The organism is Daejeonella sp. (assembly GCF_030684675.1).
GTDB lineage: Bacteria > Bacteroidota > Bacteroidia > Sphingobacteriales > Sphingobacteriaceae > Daejeonella.
The window spans coordinates 30,936-51,166 of the sequence record NZ_JAUXXZ010000076.1 but is presented as its reverse complement, the minus strand read 5'-3'; the positions used below and the strand labels follow the sequence as shown (position 1 = coordinate 51,166).

Sequence of the window (20,231 nt, the reverse complement as noted above, 5' to 3'; positions counted from 1 at the left end):
CCTGATTCTCAAATATGCATAGTTTAACCAGCCTGAACTTTTACATGCAGGGAAATCCAAAATTAGAAAAAAGCTTTGCTTTCAATTGAATGATTATGAAATAGGATTTTTATCAGGATAATGAATAGACAGAAACTAAGTCTTTAAATTAACATACGCATACCTATTATTTATACAGGGCACTTTCTGTCTTCGCATAATAGAAATCGTTATTTTCAAGAGACTTTAGTCTAAAAGTAGAATATTTTCATAAAATTTGGATTTTTGATCGTATTTTTTGATTTTTTTATGATTTTTTTGACATTTTTTATGTTTTTATGCATCAAAACATTTATTTTTATCAAAATTTTAATCAAACCCAAGCAAAACGATGTCATCTTTAAGATTCCAAGCATTAAATGCGGTACTTTCCAGGACAATTCCTGAAGGAAAATCTCCATCATCAAAACTTTCTGATTTATATGGTGTAAATGTCTTCGACCAGAAAAAAATGAAGGACACTTTATCCAAAGAAGCTTACAACGGTATTATTGAGTCTATTAACTCGGGTACTCCGATTGACAGAAGTATTTCAGAGCAAGTGGCTTCTGCAATGAAATCATGGGCTATGTCAAAAGAAGCAACACATTATACTCATTGGTTTCAACCTTTGACAGGAAGCACTGCTGAAAAACATGATTCTTTTTTTGAACCCGGATCAGATGGTCATGGGATTGAAAAATTTTCAGGAGAAGCTTTATCACAACAAGAACCGGATGCTTCCAGCTTCCCTAATGGTGGCATCCGAAGCACTTTTGAAGCCCGTGGATATACTGCATGGGATCCATCATCACCTGCATTTATTATCGGGTCTACCTTATGTATACCAACTGTATTTATTTCCTATACCGGTGAGGCTCTTGATTACAAGGCTCCTCTTCTGAAGGCAATCAGCCTGATGGATAAGGCAGCAGTTGCTGTGGCTCAATATTTTGATAAAGGAATTGAAAAGGTTAATAGTTCCCTTGGAATTGAACAAGAGTATTTCCTTGTTGACATAGCTTTATTTAATGCCAGACCAGATATGTATCTGACAGGCAGGACTTTATTCGGTCACATGTCGGCTAAAAACCAGCAGTTGGATGATCATTATTTTGGATCAATTCCGGAGCGTGTTCTTGCATTTATGGAAGATCTGGAAATTGAAGCGATAAAATTGGGTATACCGCTAAAGACCCGTCACAATGAAGTAGCGCCTTCTCAATTTGAGTGTGCTCCATTGTATGAGGAGATGAACCTTGCTATCGACCATAATTCATTACTGATGGATTTGATGGATAAAGTAGCCAGAAGACATAACTTCAAGGTTTTATTACATGAAAAGCCATATGCAGGTATTAATGGCTCAGGTAAACACAATAACTGGTCGCTGATTACCAATACAGGCAAGAATCTTCTTTCTCCAGGTAAAACCCCGAAAAACAATTTGATGTTCCTTACATTCTTTGTGAATACAATAAGGGCTGTATATGAATATTCAGATTTGTTAAGAGCATCGATTGCTTCGGTTAATAATGACCACCGTTTGGGAGCCAATGAAGCCCCTCCGGCCATTATCTCAACTTTCCTTGGAAGCCAGCTAAGTGATTTACTGGATGAGATCGAAACATCAAGAGTAACTTCAAAAATGAAGCAGGATTCAGCATTGTGGACTAATATCCCGAAAATACCTTCTATCCTGCTTGACAATACCGACCGTAACCGTACCTCGCCAATGGCATTTACCGGTAATAAGTTCGAGCTTCGTGCAGTTGGTTCATCAGCAAATTCAGCAAATCCGATGACAATATTAAATGTTATCGTTGCTGATCAGTTGAATAAATTTAAAGCAGAAGCAGATAAACTGATCAAAAAAGGCGAAAAGAAAGATGTTGCAATCATGACTATCATTAAACGCTACATCAAGGAATCCAAAAACATCCGTTTTGAAGGAAATGGTTACAGCGATGAGTGGGCTAAGGAAGCTGAAAAAAGAGGTTTATCAAATATTAAGACTACTCCGAAAGCACTGGACGTCTTATTAGACCCTAAAACTGATAAGTTGTTTGAAGATACTGGTGTATTCAGCAAACGTGAATCACATGCACGTCATGAAATCTTACTGGAAAGCTATTTCAAAAAGCTTCAGATAGAAGCCCGTGTTATGGGTGATTTGATTGATAATATGATTATACCTACAGCAATCAATTATCAAACAACACTGATCGAAAACGTAAAGGGTTTGAAAGAGATCGGACTTGGAGAAGATACCTACAATGCTCAGCTTGAGATCATCAAAAAAATCTCGATGCATGTAAACTTTATCAGAACCTCAAATCTTGAAATGGTTAATGAGCGTAAAAAGGCTAATAACATTGAAGATATCAGAGATAAGTCGATCGCCTATGATGAGAAAGTAAAATCATACTTTGAACCAATCCGTTATCATGTTGATAAATTGGAACAACTGGTTGATGATACAAAATGGCCACTTCCTAAGTTCAGAGAGTTGTTGTTTATTAAGTAGTATTGAGATTTGAGTACAGAGTATTGAGATTTGAAAATTCTGTACTAAGTTCAAAAAGAGTCCTCCTTCTGGGGGACTCTTTTTATTTATAATGAATTAATATAATCCTGAATTAGCAGATTGCTTTTGATTAAAAGTTTATTACGAATAGTCAAAAACAAAATTTCTTATTTTGAGTACTAAATACTAAATACTCAATACTCAATACTCAATACTAAGTACTATTTTTGCATCGATGTCAGATCTAAAATATAACCAGCGGGGCGTTTCTGCCGATAAAGAAGATGTGCATAATGCCATCAAAAATATAGACAAAGGTATTTTTCCAAAGGCTTTTTGCAAGATTATCCCAGATATTCTGGGATCTGATGATGATTACTGCAATATCATGCATGCAGATGGTGCCGGTACAAAATCATCTCTTGCCTATGTTTATTGGAAAGAGACCGGTGATTTATCTGTATGGAGAGGAATTGCTCAGGATGCAATCATTATGAATCTTGACGACCTGCTTTGTGTTGGAGCCACAGATAATATTTTATTGTCATCAACCATTGGCAGAAATAAAAATCTTGTCCCTGGTGTGGTCATTGCAGAACTGATCAATGGAACTGAAGATATCCTGAGCGAATTACGCAAATTAGGAATAGGAATCTATTCAACCGGGGGTGAAACTGCTGATGTTGGCGATATTGTCAGAACAATCATTGTTGATTCTACAGTAACCTGCAGAATGAAAAGATCGGATATTATCTCGAATGATAAGATCCGAAAAGGAGATGTGATAGTTGGACTATCTTCCTATGGCAAAGCCAGTTATGAAACAGAATATAATGGAGGAATGGGCTCAAATGGTTTAACCTCGGCAAGACATGACGTTTTTCATAAATATATCGCCGGGAAATATCCTGAAAGTTATGATCCTGCTGTTCCCTATGAACTGCTTTTCTCAGGGAATAAAAAACTGACCGATTCTATTGATATTCCTGCAACAGAATTTAACGAAAGTTTAAGCATCAGTGCAGGCAAACTGGTTCTTTCCCCAACCCGCACCTATGCCCCTGTCATAAAGAAGATTCTGGATCAATACCGGTCTCAAATCCATGGTATGGTACACTGCAGTGGAGGTGCTCAAACTAAGATACTTCACTTTATTGATAGTCTGCATATCATAAAAGATAATATGATGGCTGTTCCACCACTATTTAGTTTAATTCAGGAACAATCAGGAACAGACTGGAAAGAGATGTATAAGGTTTTCAATATGGGGCATCGGATGGAATTCTATGTACCTTCAGAAATTGCAGATGATATCATTCAAATATCAAAGGAATTTAATGTGGATGCACAAATTATCGGCCGGGTTGAGGATTCAGAAAAGAAACAGGTGACAATTCGTTCGGCTTATGGGGAGTTCGTCTATCACTGAGATAGGAATAGGATTATAGGATTATAGGATTGTAGGATTAAAAAGGAAGGCTGACAGGGTTTGGAATCCTGTCAGCCTTCTTTATTACTTTAAGATCAGTTTTTCTTTCGGAACAGGTAGTTTGTTAGTACGGATATCCATTTCATTGATGAGGTTCTTTGCTCCTCCCAGAACATCAATACACCAAAGAACAAAGCGAATATCTACAGAAATTGTACGCTTATACTGCTTATCAAAGGCAATATCTCCGCTCATCGCTTCCCAGTTACCATCAAAGGCAATACCAATCAGCTCTCCGCTCCCATTCAGTACCGGAGATCCGGAATTACCCCCAGTAATATCGTTATTGCTGATGAAACCAACATTAAGCGTTCCATTCTCTGCATATTGCCTGAAATCACGTTTGGCATAAGCATCAATTAAAGATTGAGGAAGATCAAATTCATCATCACCAGGCTGATATTTAGCCATCATCCCATCAATGGTGGTGGTGATGTTATAAGTAATTCCATCTTTCGGACTATAGTTTTGAATCTGTCCGTAGCTGATACGCATTGTAGAGTTAGCATCAGGATAGATTAAAGCACCTTTATTTTTTGCCAATAAAGCCTTCAGGTACAGATTATCCAGTCGATTTTTCTCTGCCTGAAACTGACTGTATACTGTACCAAAGTTATTCTTCACATAGTCCTGAGGAACTAAATTAAGGGCATACTTATAAGCCGGATCATTTTGAAGTTCTTCCATTGATGGATTACTTAAAAATTTCTTCAGGCTTTCAGGCTCAATCAGTTTACTGTTTTTCCATAAATTGTCAGCATAGTTCTGGAAGGTAGCCTCTGCTGAACCTTTCCAAAAATCTTCGACAATTAGCGTAATGAACTTAGGATGCTGTGATTTGGGAACATCGTTATAAAAGGAACTTAATACCTGGGCAAAAATCTTCTTATCAGCAGTCTCATTATAAGTCTTCTGATAAGTATTGACCATAGCATTTAAATTCTGATTTAGCTGTGAAATATATGCTGCATCATCTTTACGGGCATTCATAGACTTGATTGTATTTCCAAGCTGGGATACATTTCTGACCCATGGCGAAGCAAGAAGGCCTTCATTGAGATATGTAAAATGAACTGCATAAGGCTCAAATGCAGAATAGGCATTTTTATATTGAGCCATTAAATTTGCATTTTCAGGTGATGATGCTGCCCATTGGGTGAAATCATTTTCCTGCTTTTGCTTTTCTTCAAATATTTTTAATCTCTTTAATTGCTCTGTCTGACCAATAAAATACTTCCAGTAATTTGCAATATTAGCATAGATTGATGAAAGGGCAAGCCGTGTGTTATCACTTTTATCCATCTCTTCTTTCCATGCTTTTAAGCGAATATCCCGCAGTTTAACAATTGTTGGGTTTGTTTTTTCAACAGCCATTTGAACCCCATAAGAGGTAAGGTAACGATCTGTACGTCCAGGAAAGCCATAAACCATTGAAAAATCACCATTATTTACCCCTTTGATAGAAATAGGAAGTGATTTTTTTGGGGTATATGGCTTATTATTTGCAGAATAAGTTGCAGATTTATTATTCTGATCTGCATAAACACGAAACACAGAAAAATCGCCGGTTTGGCGCGGCCATTCCCAGTTATCGGTATCTCCACCGAATTTACCAATTGACTGAGGTGGAGTCCCTACTAAACGGATATCATTAAATCGTTCATAAATAAAAAGCAGATACTGATTGGCTTTATAAACATCTCTAACATCTGCCTCCCATGTGCTACCTGCAGTGGCATCAGCACTGATAGTTTTACTGATCTCTGCAATTTTTGCAGCTTTATCCTTTTCCTCAACTCCATTTAAAGCAGTCATTATTTTTGGTGTAACATCTTCCATGCGTACAAGGAAACGTACAAAAAGCCCCTGAATAGGTTTCTCTTCCTGGAAAGCCTTTGCATAAAATCCATTATCCAGAATATTATTTTCTACCGTTGAATTGGAGGCAACGGCATCATATCCACAATGATGATTTGTTAAAATCAAGCCATTTTTTGATACAATTTCACCGGTACAGAAACCTCCAAATGATACAATCGCATCTTTAATACTCGCCTTATTCACACTGTACAAATCTTCAGGGGTCAATTTGAATCCCTGCTTTTTCATTTGATCGTAGTTCTTGCCGATAAGCATAGGCAGCCACATTCCTTCGTCGGCTTTAACAAGATTTCCAAAACCCATCACAAATGCCAGCAGCAGTGCTACGGCATAATTCACTTTTTTCATAAATTGAATTTTAATTAATTGGTTAAGGCAAATATACAGCCAAAATGACTGAAAACCTGATTGTTCCTTTTTTTTATTCAAAAAAAAAGCTCCGGATATTATCCGAAGCTTTTTTTAATTTATATCTGTTACTGGAAATTGTAACGGAATCCAAATTGCATATAATAGGTTGAAGCAAAAGTCTGAGTTGTTCCAAAGGTTGAATCCACAGGCTTGTTATCAAAGGTATTTAACCAGAATGTAGGCCTAATGGTACTACCTGGAGTTAGAGCTGCTACGTTCTGAGGTACTAGTATACCAGCAGATTTAACAAAATCTACATTACCCCAACTACTGTTTAACATATTTCCGAAGTTAATAATGTCCATAGTGAACTGGAAATTGTTTCTGCTCTTACCGAAGTTCTTGAAAATCTCCTGAGTTAATCTGATATCTACCTGATTTCTCCATGGCTGCTTTCCACCGTTACGCTCAGCATATTTTCCCTTATTTTTCTTCAGGTAATCATCCTGCTCGATATAAGCGAAGAACAAATCACTTTGCTGCTGTGCGGTATAAGCTACGTTACTTGTAGCTGATGAAGCAGGACGTGCTGCGAAAGTAATTTCACTAGGATCTCTTGGTATATAAATCAGGTCATTAGTCTGGCCATCACGGTTAAAGTCAGTAGAATAGGTATATGAGAACCTACCCTGATGTGAAGCCTCTAAGAACATCGATACTGAAGTTGCAAGGTTTTTGATATACTCTTTGCGGTATGACAGACCTGCAATAACACGATGAGGAATATTAAAATTTGAATAACTCAAACCTGGATTATTTCCTGTATTAGAAGTCTGTGTTAATGACCAGGTATTAAACAATTGATCACCATTTCCATCAAAAAGAACTTTCTGCTCACTTCTGGTATATGAAACCTGAGCTGATAAGCCTCTGCTGAACGATTTATTTAAAGATGCCGTAAGGAACCATGAATGGCCATCCTGAACGTTATCTAAAACTACGGGGTTTAATGCGCCTGTTCCGGTTACACTTGCCTGTCCGGTTGGAGTTAATTTATTGATAAACTTACTTACGTTTGCAGCTGGGTACATTGGGCGATTATCAGGATATCCTGAAACGTTTAATGCAGCCGGATCAACAAGATTTACATTAAACCCTTTAGCGATGTTAAGGTCTTTGTTGTAAATACCTTCTAAAGTACCTACAATTCCCCATGGCAATTTCGCATCTAAAGCTAAACTACTTTTCCATGTTTGTGGAAATTTGAAATCAGGGTCAATGGCACTGATAGTTGCTGGAATAGAAGTTCCAGCCGTTGGAGGTGTTGCAGGAAGGTATTTCCGGATATCCTGACTAAATGGTCCGGGAGTATTTGCAGTACCGTTAAAATTTTGAGTGAACTGAATCAAACCGGCATCACCAGATTGTGCAACAATCCAAACAAATGGCACTTTAGTGGTGAAAATACCTGTACCACCTCTTAACTGTAAAGAACGATCACCTTTAATATCATAGTTGAATCCAATTCTGGGAGATATCATGATTCTTTCTTTAGGTAACACCCCGGTGTCCAGTTTTCTGCCTTCAGAAAAAGTTAAAGGTGCGATTAAAGGATGAGTTTTAATTTCAGGTACGTCCGGGTATGTAGGTAATTCAAAGCGTAAACCTGCAGTAATATTCAGTTTCTCCCCTACACGGAAATTATCCTGGAAATAGGCTGAATACTGCTGGAATTTAAAGGTTGGGAAAGCCTGTGCATATCCCGGTGATAGGGAATAAGTGATCGCATAATCATTTGGTTTCACACCATTCACAAAATCATCCCAGGAATTGAAACGGTAAGCTCCAGTTCCAAAACGTTGGAAACCATTTTTGGTGGTACTGAAGTCCATTTGTAAACCAAGTGTTAGTTCATGATTTCCTAAACTCATGGTTAGGTTATCTGTGAAACTATAGGTTTGCACGTCTCTTAAGTTTCCATAGGTAAAAGGCTCATATCCAAAAGTTGTAAAAGCCGTACCATCTTTCATGATATCAACCAGTGGAAAAACATCGCTTTCTGAGCCTCTTGGATCATTCTGGTGTGTAAAACTTCCTCTTAGTGTATTTGAAAGTTTCGAACCTAATGAAGAGTTCAATTCAGCAGCCAATGAGTACTGGTTAGCTTCCTGAGTATAATTTGAATTGCTGAAATGTAGGTGACCAGGATTATTCCTACCGCCATTGTTCGGGAAATTATATCCGGTTCCTCCTGTTGAAGTACTAATAAAAGAAGGTGTTGCACTTTCAACCTGATTATAGCGGATATTGAAACGGTGATCTTTGTTAATATTCCAGTCCAATCTGGCTAAGATTTTATTATTATAGCTTTCATTTGCATATCCCTGATAGATTCCCGGATCATAATTGTAGGTTCTCATCAAATAACTGCGAATATTGTCCAGCTCAGTAGTCGTTGGACGAGCAATGTTTGGATTTGAACCAAAAGGTGCTGATGGTGAAGCAGCTACTCTACTCTGACCAGGTCTTACCTGCGCAGTCCGATCGATATTTGCAAAGAAAAAGAGTTTATCTTTAATGATTGGTCCACCTAAACTAAAGGCAAACTGAGTTTCATCAAGAGGTTGTAAAATAATGTTATTTCCACCAACTTTATTACCCTGATTGCTTTCATTTCTAAATCCAAAAAATGCATTTCCAAAAAACGTATTTCTTCCTGAGCGGGTTACTGCATTAATTGCACTACCTACAAAGCCAGACATTCTAACGTCATATGGTGTTACATTCACTGAAACTTCTTCAATCGCATCGATAGAGATTGGTGAACCACCTGCTGGTAAATTACTACCAATTCCGAATTGGTTGTTAAAATCAGAACCATCTACTGTGAAGTTGTTCTGACGATAATTTCCACCACCAATAGAAGCTCCGTTTGCCTGAGGAGTAAATTTTGTCAGATCATTTACACTTCTGGTTATGGTTGGAACACTTTGAATCTGAGCACGGCCAAGGTTGGTTGTTGAGCCTGTACGGTTTGCATTCAATACTGAATTTGGATCCTGAGCTGTAATCACAACTTCCTGCAGCTCTCTACCGGATGCAGTCAATAAAACATTTAAAACAAAGGGCTCACCCAGTTTTAGTATGACTTCACTGAACGACTCTGATTGGTAACCTACATAGGATACCACGATAAGATATGGACCTCCTACACGCATGTTAGGAATATTGAACCTTCCGTCGACGCCTGAAGAGGAACCGTAAACGGTACCTGTTGGCTGATGTGTGGCCTTTATCGTAGCACCAATAAGCGATTCCTTAGAATCGCGGATAGTACCCGACAAACTACTGGTTGTAACCTGTGCATTCAGATTAAATGCAATAAGTAAAACAACAACTGTTGAGAGTAAAAACTTCTTCATAAATTGTACTTTAAGTGAGACTGATTAATTGGTTTGTTATAATCTGCACAAAGATATGTACCCATTCTGAATATTAGGCAGTTCCAGTATTAACTTAATGTTAATTTTCAGGAATTTTTTCGACAATTTACACTTTTCAACATTCTTGAATTGAATCTGTGCTGATAGTCCGATCAAATATTTTCAACCCGATAAGTATTTTGTTAGATTTGCGCAGAATCTCTATTGTATTATTTATATAAAATATGAACTACGACATCATAGTTATAGGAAGCGGACCAGGCGGTTACGTGGCAGCTATTCGTGCATCTCAATTAGGCTTAAAAGTTGCCGTTGTAGAACGGGAATCTCTGGGAGGAATTTGTTTAAATTGGGGTTGTATTCCGACAAAAGCCCTGCTGAAAAGTGCTAATGTTTTTGAATACATAAACCATGCTGCAGATTATGGAATAAGTGTTAAGGATGCTGCAGCTGATTATGGTGCCATAATTAAGCGAAGCCGTGGTGTTGCTGACGGAATGAGTAAAGGAGTTCAGTTCCTGATGAAGAAGAATAAGATCGATGTGATTACAGGAACCGGAAAGATAAAAAAAGGCGGAAAAGTTGAGGTTAAGGGTCCGGATGGAACAGATAAAGAGTTCACAGCTAAACATATAATTCTTGCAACCGGAGGAAGATCAAGGGAATTGCCAAACCTAAAACAGGATGGGAAAAAAGTGATTGGATACCGTCAGGCAATGGTTTTACCACAACAACCTAAATCTATGGTTATTATTGGTTCAGGAGCAATAGGAGTTGAATTTGCATATTTCTACAATGCGATAGGAACTAAAGTTACGATTGTTGAATATCTCGACAATATAGTTCCTGTAGAGGACGAGGATATATCAAAACAATTACTGAGAAGCTTTAAAAAAGCAGGTATCAACGTTATGACCGGTACAAATGTTGAATCGGTAGACACTTCGGGCAGCGGATGCAAAGTGCTGGTAAAGACAGTTGTTGGTACTGAGACGATTGAGTGTGATATTGTGCTTTCTGCGATTGGGGTAAGTCCTAATATTGAAAATATCGGACTTGAAGAACTTGGTATCACAATAGACAAAGGACGTGTTCAGGTTGATGATTTTTACAAAACCAATGTCGATGGTGTTTATGCGATCGGTGATATTGTAAAGGGACAGGCTCTGGCACATGTTGCATCTGCTGAAGGCATTATTTGTGTCGAAAAGATTGCAGGTCATCACCCTGAACCTTTAAATTATAATAATATACCTGGATGTACATACTGCTCTCCTGAGATTGCATCAGTTGGTTATACAGAAAAGGCTGCAAAAGAAGCCGGATATGAGATTAAAGTCGGCAAATTTCCATTTTCTGCTTCAGGAAAGGCAAGTGCTGCCGGTGCTAAAGACGGCTTCGTAAAAGTAATATTCGATGCCAAATACGGAGAGTTCCTGGGTGCTCATATGATCGGTGCCAATGTAACTGAAATGATTGCTGAGGTTGTAGTAGCAAGAAAACTGGAGACCACCGGTATGGATATTGTAAAAACTGTACATCCTCACCCTACGATGAGTGAAGCGATCATGGAAGCTGCTGCTGATGCATACGGTGAAGTAATACACCTTTAATAATTGAGAATGGAGAGTTGAGAGTTGAAAATTACAGGTTCTCCATTCTCAACTCTCCATTCTCAACTCTCAACTAAATTCTATGGCCTGGATTTATCTCATCATCGGTGGCTTATTTGAAGTAGCCTTCACAAGCTGTCTGGCTAAAGCAAAGGAAGCTACAGGTATTGAGTTTGTTTTATGGATAACGGGCTTTCTGATCAGTGTATCTATCAGTATGTATCTTTTATTCCTAGCATCCAAAACCTTACCAATGGGTACCTCCTACGCTGTTTGGGCCGGAATTGGAGCTGCGGGATCGGTTATTGCGGGAATAATTCTGTTTAAAGACCCAACCGACTTCTGGCGGATGTTTTTCCTGTTTCTTTTAATATCTTCAATCATTGGATTAAAACTTTCAAGCAAAGTCTGAAATGAAATTATTTACCATAAACGCAGGATTTTTTAAGCTGGACGGTGGTGCTATGTTCGGGGTAGTACCTAAATCAATCTGGCAGAAAACCAATCCGGCTGACGAAAACAACCTTTGCAATTGGGCTATGCGCTGCCTTCTGATCGTAGATGGAGATCGTAAAATACTGATTGACAATGGAATAGGACAAAAACAGGATGAGCGTTTTTTAAAGCACTATTACCTGCATGGTGATGATACTCTTGAAAAATCTCTTGAAAATCACGGTTTTACCAAGGATGATATCACTGATGTATTTCTAACCCACCTTCATTTCGACCACTGTGGTGGCTCGATAGAAAAACTTGAAGATGGAAGTCTTGTGCCTGCTTTTAAGAACGCTAATATTTGGAGCAATAAGGTACACTGGGAATGGGCTGTTCATCCCAATGAGCGGGAAAAAGCGTCTTTTTTGAAAGAAAACATTCTGCCAATTCAGGAAAGCGGCAAGTTAAAGTTTATTGACACCACTGATGGTGTAGACTTTACCGATCATATAAAAATACGCTTTGCCTTCGGACATACCGATTCCATGATGCTGCCGCAGATCAGCTATAAGGGCAAGACTATACTTTACATGGCTGATATGCTTCCTTCCATCGGACATATTCCAATGCCTTATGTAATGTCTTATGATATGTTTCCGCTCAAAACCCTGAATGAGAAGAAGAAGTTTCTCACTGAGGCCCTTGAGAACGATTACATCCTCTATCTGGAACACGACCCAATAAATGAATGTTGTACCCTCCAGGAAACAGAAAAAGGCATCCGTGTAAAGGATACCTTTAAATTAACTGATATATTATAAGGCTGACAGGGTTTTAAAGGCTGACAGGGTTTTGAACCCTGTCAGCCTTAACTCAAGGAATTATAACCTGTGGTTTAGTTCCTGTAATTTCATCAATTTCCTGCATAATTTCATTTGTCAGCAAAGACACTACTTCAAGTGAAGTAAGGTTCTCTTTTAGCTGTGCAGCCTTCGAAGCGCCTAAAATGACGGTACTGACGTGAGGATTTTTTAAACACCATGCAATAGCGAGTTTAGCTAATGAGGTATTCAGTCTCTCGGCAACTGCCTGCAATAATTTAACTTTATATATGTTTGATTCTACCAGCAGTCTGTTTCTTAACCATTCAAGGTTATCCATGCTGAAACGGGCATCTTTTGGATCGGCGTTGTTGTATTTTCCAGAAAGTAATCCGGATGCCATTGGGCTCCAGATTGTGGTTCCCATTCCAAAATCCCTGAACAATAATAAAAATTCCATTTCCATTTTATCACGCCAAAGCATGTTATACTGAGGTTGTTCCATCACCGGTGGAACCAAATGGTTTTTTTCGGCAAAATAATGAGCCTGCATTATTTCAAGCGCACTCCATTCGGATGTTCCCCAATACAATGCTTTTCCCTGTTGGATCAATTGATGCATAGCCCAAACCGTTTCTTCTATCGGGGTTTCCTTATCTGGTCTGTGACAGTAGATCAGATCCACATAATCAAGCTGCAAGCGCTTAAGGGCATTATGAGTCCCCTCAAACAAGTGCTTTTTAGAAAGTCCGATCATATTCGGTTTCTTCTCCTCTGCACCAAAAAAGATCTTACTGGATACAATGTAGGAACTACGATCCCATTTTTTCTTCTTTAAAATGTTCCCCATAACAATTTCCGACTTCCCTCCTGCATAACCCTCAGCATTATCAAAGAAATTAACGCCACCTTCGTAGGCGATGTCCATTAATTCTTCAGCAACCTTATCCTCTATCTGCTGTCCAAAAGTTAACCAGCTTCCTAATGAAAGGGCACTTACTTTTAAACCGGATTTACCTAAACGTCTGTATTCCATAGTTTTATATAATTAAAATTCAATGTTCATTTCTTAGCTAAAAATACGTTTTGTAATCGTAAAAAATAGTTACGATTTCATTATTTATATTATTAATAGATATGGAGAATTTTATAAATTGAACCCTTAAAACTAATCATGATCCGCCCTGAGCGGAAAGAAGAAAATGCAGCTTACACAACTGGAAATTAAAGGTTTTAAAAGCTTTGGCGATAAGATCACGATCAATTTCAATGATGGTGTAACTGCTATTGTGGGTCCAAATGGCTGCGGGAAATCGAATGTTGTAGATGCAGTACGCTGGGTACTTGGAGAACAAAGTACCCGGATGCTGCGCTCTGAGAAAATGGAAAATATCATTTTCAATGGAACAAAAACACGCAAGCCATCTAATCTTGCAGAGGTATCCCTGACATTCGATAACACCAAAAATATTCTTCCTACTGATTTTACAAAGGTCACCATTACCCGTAAGCTATATCGTTCAGGCGAAAGTGAATACCGATTAAATGATGTGCAATGCCGTCTGAAAGACATTACAGATCTGTTTCTTGATACCGGTATAGGATCAGACTCCTACTCTATTATCGAATTGAAAATGATCGATGAGATCATTGCCAATAAAGACAATTCAAGAAGGGCTTTATTTGAGGAGGCTTCTGGAATATCTAAATACAAGCTTAGGAAAAAACAAACCTTCAATAAATTAAAAGATACAGAGGCAGATCTTAGCCGTGTAGAGGATCTTTTGTTCGAGATTGAAAAAAATCTAAAAACCCTTGAAAATCAGGCTAAAAAAGCAGAGAGGTATTACCGGCTTAAGGAACAATACAAGTCATTAAGTCTGAGCCTGGCCTCTTATCGGATCATCGGATTTAGAGAATCCCTGACTAAGCTTGAAGACAAAGAGCAGCAGCATTCTCTGGAGAGTAGCGGGATAAACACTGAAATCAGCAATCTGGAGGCATTTTTGCAGAAGTTAAAACTTGAAAACCTGAATCTGGAAAAGAATCTTTCCATTCAGCAAAAAGCTACCAATGAATTTATTGCTAAGATTCGAACTTATGAAAGTGATAAGAAATTAAAGAACGAGCAATTACGCTTTCTTGAAGATAAAAAAACCAGACTGAGCGATGAGCTTGAAAAAGATCAGAACCAACTTAACCATGTCTTTTACAATCAGAAGCGCTTAAATGAAGAACATTTACAGGAAAGTGAGGTTCTTGAGAAACTTCGTATTTCGACAGAAAATCAGCACCAGGGGATCATTGAACTAAGATCAGAACAGCAAAAATCAAAAGCAGCACTCGATACCATCAGCCTTGAAAATAATGAACTCCAAAATCAGGTCTATAAACTTGAAAAGGAGATTGCCATTTTGAATATTCAGAAAGAAGCACTTCATCAGGAAAGCAGTCGTAATATGGCTGATACAGAATCAAAAGAAGTTGAACTCAATGAATTTAACAAGGTTATTACTGAGTTAAAAGGCCAACTGGAAAGTAAACAAAAGGAATATATTCAGAATAAAGAGCTCGAGGATGAACTGGAACGACAAATTCGGCGCAGTACTGAACATCTGAAGGAACAAAAAGAAATTCTCAATCAGGAAAGCCGAAAACTCGATTCCAAACAGAATGAGTATAACCTAACCAAATCGATGGTTGATAACCTGGAAGGATTTCCGGAATCGATCCGTTTTCTGAAAAAAAATGCCGGCTGGACAAAGCAGGCACCACTTTTCTCTGACATACTTTTTTGCCGTGAAGAATACCGGATTGCCATTGAGAACTACCTCGAACCGGTGATGAATCATTATGTCGTAGAAACGCAGGCAGAGGCAGTACAGGCAATTCAATTACTGAGTGATTCGTCAAGAGGCCGGGCTAATTTTTTCATCCTTGATGCTTTAAATGTAGCAGGAAAACGACCTTCAGTAAATACTGAACGTAAGGACCTGATCCCTGCTTTAGAAATAATCGACACAAATGCCAAATATCGTCCGCTTTGTGAAATGCTGCTGTATAATGTTTATCTGCTGCAATCAGGAGAAGAAAATGAATTACGCTCGGCTTTGCCATCAGAACAGGTTGTTATCTTAAGTAAGACCGGGATGTTTACAAAAACCAGAACGGGAATGTCGGGTGGTTCTGTCGGACTTTTTGAAGGAAAACGAATCGGGAGGGCTAAAAATCTTGAAAAACTTTCAAAAGAAATTAATAGCGGAGAAACCTTAATTGTTAAATTAAAGAACTCCATTGCAGAAGAAGAGATCAAATTAAAAGATCTTATAGATTCTTCACAAAAAGATCTCCTACAGGAATCGCAACAGGAAATCAACAGATTGAGCAATGAATATACTTCTGTGAAAACCAAACAGGAACAATACCTTGCTTTCATTGAAAATAGTCTCAATAGAAAACAGGATATCGAGCAAAAAATAGCGAGTATAGGAAATGAATTAATTGCCGCAGAACCCCTTCTAATTGAGCTAAAAGTCAACAAGCAAATTAAGCAGGAGCAAGTTTTAAACGACCAGCAAAGCTATAATGAGCTTGCAGAAAGCTTAAATTCAAAATCGGCACTCTATAACCAGGAGAATATCCGCTTCCATCAGCAGCAAAACAAAGTATCGGGTATAGAAAAGGACCTTGAATACCGTGAAAGTCAGCAAAAAAACCTGGAAACTCGTATTGGTTTAAATCAGGCTGAACTTGAAAAAACACAGGCAGGAATTAAAGAAACACTTCAGCATGCAGATCATTCTGATGAAGATCTGATCGCGATGTACGTTCAAAAAGAGGAATTTGAAACGGCTGTTAATGAGGCTGAACAGAGCTATTATGCTTCCAGATTACTGATTACTGAGATAGAAGAAAAAATAAGCCTGCTACGCAGAAATAAGGAACAGGCCGAGCTAATCTCAAACGAATTAAAAGAAGAAAAAACAGCAATTAAACTGGAGTTAAATGCCTTAAAGGAAAGACTGTCTGTTGAATTCGATGTTGATATTTCTATATTACTGGATGAAGAATCTTACGAGCAAAGAACTGATAGTGAGCAGGATATTCGTGAAAAGACCGAGCGGATAAAAAGACAACTGGATGAATTTGGCGCAATAAACCCAATGGCCATGGAAGCCTATCAGGAAATGAATGAGCGCTATAACTTTATTCAATCTCAGAAAAAAGACCTGGCTGAAGCTAAATCATCTTTGTTACAAACTATTAAAGAAATTGATGATACAGCAAAGGAGAAGTTTATGGCAGCCTTCAGCGATGTCAGAACTCATTTTATACAGGTTTTCCGTTCTCTGTTTAATGAAGAAGATAGCTGCGATCTGGTATTGTCAGATCCTTCCAACCCGCTGGAATCAGAAATTGATATTATTGCCCGCCCGAAAGGTAAGCGGCCACTATCCATCAATCAATTATCCGGAGGTGAAAAAACGCTGACGGCCACGGCATTGCTCTTTTCATTATATCTATTAAAACCAGCCCCATTCTGTATTTTCGACGAAGTTGATGCACCCTTAGATGATACAAACATTGATAAATTCAATAATATCATAAGGGAATTTTCAGATCAGTCGCAGTTTATTATTGTTTCTCATAATAAACGAACCATCGCCAGTACAGATATTATTTATGGTGTAACTATGGCAGAACAGGGTGTTTCCAGGGTGGTGGCTGTTGATATTCGTGAAGTAGCATAAATCCAATATTCATTGGCAAATTTAAACCAGCCCGGTCGAATAGATTCGGAGCTTAACATTACAATTTTATCATAAAAAAGCTGTTTATAATCCTTGTCTTAACATCAATTTTTGATGCTAATGCACAAAATGTCGATCGGAAAATATTGCTTAATGATATAGAAACACTTTCATCCGACAAGTATGAGGGCAGGAAAACGGGCAGCCTCGGAAATTTCATGGCTGCTGAATATATCGTTAACAGATTCAAAGAAATTGGGCTTGATGCTTACAATAAGGACTTTAAGCATCCATTTACATTCAAAAACCGAAGGAACGAAGAAATCAATGGGGTTAACCTGATAGGATATATTAAAGGAAAGTCAGATCAGGTAATTGTAATTTCAGCACATTATGATCATGTGGGAATGAACAATTCTGAAATTTTTAATGGTGCAGATGATAATGCTTCAGGAATTGCTACAATATTATCAATTGCAAAATATTTCAAAGAACATAAACCAAAAAATACGCTTGTATTCATCGCATTTGACGCCGAAGAAATGGGTTTACAGGGAGCATATTCCTTTTTAAAGGTCCCTATCCCATCGAGGGAGCATCTAAAATTGAATATCAATCTGGATATGGTTTCGCATAATGACAAATCTGAACTTTATGCTGCCGGCACTTATAAAACCCCAATTCTGAGAGATGCCCTTAAGCATGCTGATAAGAATACTGGTATTAGTATCAAATTCGGGCATGATGAACCAGGGACAGGGAAAGATGACTGGACGATGCAAAGTGATCATGGACCATTTGCGAAGGAGAATATTCCTTTTGTTTATTTTGGTGTTGAAGACCATGATGATTATCACAAACCAAGTGATGATTTTACGAATATCAATCAGGATTTTTTCCATTCAGCGAGCATTGCAATCCTGAAAAGCGTCATCAGTCTTGACAAAAATCTTGTCCGCATAAACCCTAAATAACAAATCACTATCTTTGTAAAGCAAGCCGTTCTATCGCTCGCCCGCATTTGCGGGAGAGAGGAAAGTCCGGGCAACACAGAGCATCCTGCTTCTTAACGGGAAGGCTCCGCGAAAGCGGATACGGAAAGTGCCACAGAAAATATACTACCCCTAAACTTAGGTTTTGGGGAAAAGGTGAAAACGTGAGGTAAGAGCTCACGGTATTGTATGGTGACATGCAGTGCGGTAAACCCCAGGAGTTGAAAGACCAAATAGGTTCCGGACGTGAAGCTGCTCGCTTCCTTATCCCGTACCTACGGGGTTATCCGGAATGGGTAGGTCGTTAGATCTCGCAAGCAATTGCGCGACCAGATAAATGATAGAAGTCCCGCATTGCGGGAAAACAGAACCCGGCTTACAGGCTTGCATTTTTTTTATTTTTCAAAACCCCTGAATTATAGGGTTTTCGGCATCTTGTTTGTAATAAAAATTATGGTTATTATATTCGGTATTAAACCGATTTATATTAAAAATCTACTTGATACTTATGGCAAAAATATTAATCATTGATGATGAGAGGGCAATCCGAAATACTTTAAGAGAAATACTTGAATATGAGGAGTACCAGGTTGAGGATGTAGATAACGGAATCGATGCATTAGAACTGATCAGGAAAAATGAATATGATCTGGTTCTTTGCGATATAAAAATGAATAAAATGGACGGCCTGGAGGTTCTTACTGAAGGACTGAAAATTCAGCCTGATCTGCCATTTATTATGATTTCTGGTCATGGGACAATTGAAACAGCTGTAGAGGCCAGTAAAAAGGGAGCCTATGACTTTATTTCAAAACCACCTGATCTTAATCGCTTACTGATTACGGTAAGAAATGCATTAGAACGTAAAACTCTGGTAACAGAAACAAAAGTTTTAAAGCGTAAGGTCAGTAAGACCCGTGAGATGCTGGGTAATTCAGTAGCCATTGAACGAATCAAAGCTACAATTGAAAGGGTTGCCCCTACTGATGCAAGAGTACTTATTACAGGGGCAAATGGAAGCGGAAAAGAGCTCGTGGCTCGCTGGCTGCATGAAAAATCAAATCGTGCCAACTATGTACTTGTTGAGGTGAATTGTGCTGCAATACCCTCAGAGCTGATTGAAAGTGAGCTTTTTGGGCATGAGAAGGGATCTTTTACTTCAGCCATCAAGCAAAGAATAGGAAAGTTTGAACAGGCAAGCGGCGGCACTTTGTTTCTGGATGAAATTGGAGACATGAGTCTTTCAGCACAGGCAAAAGTTCTGCGTGCTCTTCAGGAAAATAAAATAACCCGGGTAGGCGGCGAAAAAGAGATTGATGTAGATGTCAGGGTAATTGCTGCTACAAATAAGGACCTTCAAAAGGAAATTGAAGCAGGAAATTTCAGAATGGATTTATACCATCGTTTAAGTGTAATACTGATACATGTACCACATTTAACTGAGCGGAAAGAAGATATACCACTTATTGCCCAAAATTTCTGTGAAGAAATCTGTAATGATTACGGAATGCCGGTTAAAAAAATCAGTGATTCGGCAATGATTGCATTACAGGAAATGAACTGGACCGGTAATATCCGGGAGCTTCGTAATATGATTGAGCGACTGATTATTTTGAGTGATAAATTAATTACAGAAGCTGATGTTACCAATTATGCAAATCCAGCTTCTTTTTCATTAGGATCTGAAAGCCCAGCAGCAGCACCTCAGCAAAATTTTGATCAGTTCACCAACTTTCAGGAGTACAAAGATTTTGCCGAAAGGGATTATATCAAATACAAACTGGAAAAAAACAACTGGAATGTGTCTAAAACAGCAGATGACATAGATATACAAAGAAGCCATCTGTACAGTAAAATTGAGAAATATGGACTGAAAAGAGCCGATTAAGCTTAAAGCACAAAGCCAA

11 protein-coding genes and 1 other RNA gene are annotated in these 20,231 nt (G+C 38.3%); 9 read left to right on the top strand and 3 right to left on the bottom strand.

Annotated features, from left to right (window positions below; all coding sequences use genetic code 11):
- The first annotated feature begins 370 nt into the window (after positions 1–370).
- Together Q8M41_RS15845 and Q8M41_RS15840 are read left to right on the top strand one after the other, a co-directional pair.
- Entirely contained in the window at positions 371–2,545 is a 2,175-nt protein-coding gene (locus Q8M41_RS15845; protein ID WP_305366268.1) for a glutamine synthetase III, read from the top strand.
- Positions 2,546–2,780: 235 nt separating this feature from the next.
- Positions 2,781–3,974, top strand: a complete 1,194-nt coding sequence (locus tag Q8M41_RS15840; RefSeq protein WP_305366267.1) for an AIR synthase related protein — start codon at positions 2,781–2,783, stop codon at positions 3,972–3,974.
- An 84-nt stretch (positions 3,975–4,058) separates the two neighbouring features.
- Here the strand turns inward: Q8M41_RS15840 and Q8M41_RS15835 are convergent, their stop codons facing one another.
- Both Q8M41_RS15835 and Q8M41_RS15830 read right to left on the bottom strand, forming a co-directional pair.
- Positions 4,059–6,263 carry a S46 family peptidase gene (locus Q8M41_RS15835; RefSeq protein WP_305366266.1) on the bottom strand — a complete coding sequence of 735 codons (2,205 nt, stop codon included), beginning with the start codon at positions 6,261–6,263 and terminating at the stop codon, positions 4,059–4,061.
- 128 nt (positions 6,264–6,391) lie between these two features.
- Positions 6,392–9,688 carry a carboxypeptidase regulatory-like domain-containing protein gene (locus tag Q8M41_RS15830; protein ID WP_305366265.1) on the bottom strand — a complete coding sequence of 1,099 codons (3,297 nt, stop codon included), beginning with the start codon at positions 9,686–9,688 and terminating at the stop codon, positions 6,392–6,394.
- A gap of 245 nt (positions 9,689–9,933) precedes the next feature.
- On the opposite strand from Q8M41_RS15830, the gene lpdA reads away from it, so the two are divergent.
- From lpdA to Q8M41_RS15815, 3 genes are all read left to right on the top strand, one after another.
- Positions 9,934–11,322, top strand: a complete 1,389-nt coding sequence (lpdA, locus tag Q8M41_RS15825; RefSeq protein ID WP_305366264.1) for a dihydrolipoyl dehydrogenase — start codon at positions 9,934–9,936, stop codon at positions 11,320–11,322.
- Between the two features lie 82 nt (positions 11,323–11,404).
- Positions 11,405–11,734, top strand: coding sequence for a multidrug efflux SMR transporter (locus tag Q8M41_RS15820; protein WP_305366263.1), 330 nt, complete (start codon positions 11,405–11,407; stop codon positions 11,732–11,734).
- A 1-nt stretch (position 11,735) separates the two neighbouring features.
- Positions 11,736–12,581: an MBL fold metallo-hydrolase gene (locus Q8M41_RS15815; protein ID WP_305366262.1), complete on the top strand. Its 846-nt coding sequence runs from the start codon at positions 11,736–11,738 to the stop codon at positions 12,579–12,581.
- Between the two features lie 52 nt (positions 12,582–12,633).
- Here Q8M41_RS15815 and Q8M41_RS15810 read toward each other — a convergent pair whose 3' ends face one another.
- On the bottom strand, positions 12,634–13,617 hold the full coding sequence (locus Q8M41_RS15810) for an aldo/keto reductase (RefSeq protein ID WP_305366261.1): 984 nt from the start codon (positions 13,615–13,617) through the stop codon (positions 12,634–12,636).
- A 166-nt stretch (positions 13,618–13,783) separates the two neighbouring features.
- Here Q8M41_RS15810 and smc point away from each other — a divergent pair, with 166 nt between their 5' ends.
- The 4 genes from smc to Q8M41_RS15790 all read left to right on the top strand — a co-directional run bounded on the left by smc (position 13,784) and on the right by Q8M41_RS15790 (position 20,212).
- Positions 13,784–17,332 carry a chromosome segregation protein SMC gene (gene smc / locus Q8M41_RS15805; protein ID WP_305366260.1) on the top strand — a complete coding sequence of 1,183 codons (3,549 nt, stop codon included), beginning with the start codon at positions 13,784–13,786 and terminating at the stop codon, positions 17,330–17,332.
- 146 nt (positions 17,333–17,478) lie between these two features.
- Complete coding sequence (locus Q8M41_RS15800; RefSeq protein ID WP_305366259.1) at positions 17,479–18,306, top strand: M28 family peptidase; 828 nt, start codon at positions 17,479–17,481, stop codon at positions 18,304–18,306.
- A 17-nt stretch (positions 18,307–18,323) separates the two neighbouring features.
- Positions 18,324–18,719: RNase P RNA component class A (rnpB, locus tag Q8M41_RS15795), an RNA gene on the top strand.
- 113 nt (positions 18,720–18,832) lie between these two features.
- Positions 18,833–20,212, top strand: a complete 1,380-nt coding sequence (locus tag Q8M41_RS15790) for a sigma-54 dependent transcriptional regulator (RefSeq protein ID WP_305366258.1) — start codon at positions 18,833–18,835, stop codon at positions 20,210–20,212.
- Positions 20,213–20,231: the final 19 nt, after the last annotated feature.

What these genes read in the sequence shown, in the direction of transcription:
- Q8M41_RS15845 (WP_305366268.1), top strand. Translation starts at nt 371, where the DNA reads ATGTCATCTTTAAGATTCCAAGCATTAAATGCGGTACTTTCCAGGACA.
- Q8M41_RS15840 (WP_305366267.1), top strand. Translation starts at nt 2,781, where the DNA reads ATGTCAGATCTAAAATATAACCAGCGGGGCGTTTCTGCCGATAAAGAA.
- Q8M41_RS15835 (WP_305366266.1), bottom strand. Translation starts at nt 6,263, where the DNA reads ATGAAAAAAGTGAATTATGCCGTAGCACTGCTGCTGGCATTTGTGATG.
- Q8M41_RS15830 (WP_305366265.1), bottom strand. Translation starts at nt 9,688, where the DNA reads ATGAAGAAGTTTTTACTCTCAACAGTTGTTGTTTTACTTATTGCATTT.
- lpdA (WP_305366264.1), top strand. Translation starts at nt 9,934, where the DNA reads ATGAACTACGACATCATAGTTATAGGAAGCGGACCAGGCGGTTACGTG.
- Q8M41_RS15820 (WP_305366263.1), top strand. Translation starts at nt 11,405, where the DNA reads ATGGCCTGGATTTATCTCATCATCGGTGGCTTATTTGAAGTAGCCTTC.
- Q8M41_RS15815 (WP_305366262.1), top strand. Translation starts at nt 11,736, where the DNA reads ATGAAATTATTTACCATAAACGCAGGATTTTTTAAGCTGGACGGTGGT.
- Q8M41_RS15810 (WP_305366261.1), bottom strand. Translation starts at nt 13,617, where the DNA reads ATGGAATACAGACGTTTAGGTAAATCCGGTTTAAAAGTAAGTGCCCTT.
- smc (WP_305366260.1), top strand. Translation starts at nt 13,784, where the DNA reads ATGCAGCTTACACAACTGGAAATTAAAGGTTTTAAAAGCTTTGGCGAT.
- Q8M41_RS15790 (WP_305366258.1), top strand. Translation starts at nt 18,833, where the DNA reads ATGGCAAAAATATTAATCATTGATGATGAGAGGGCAATCCGAAATACT.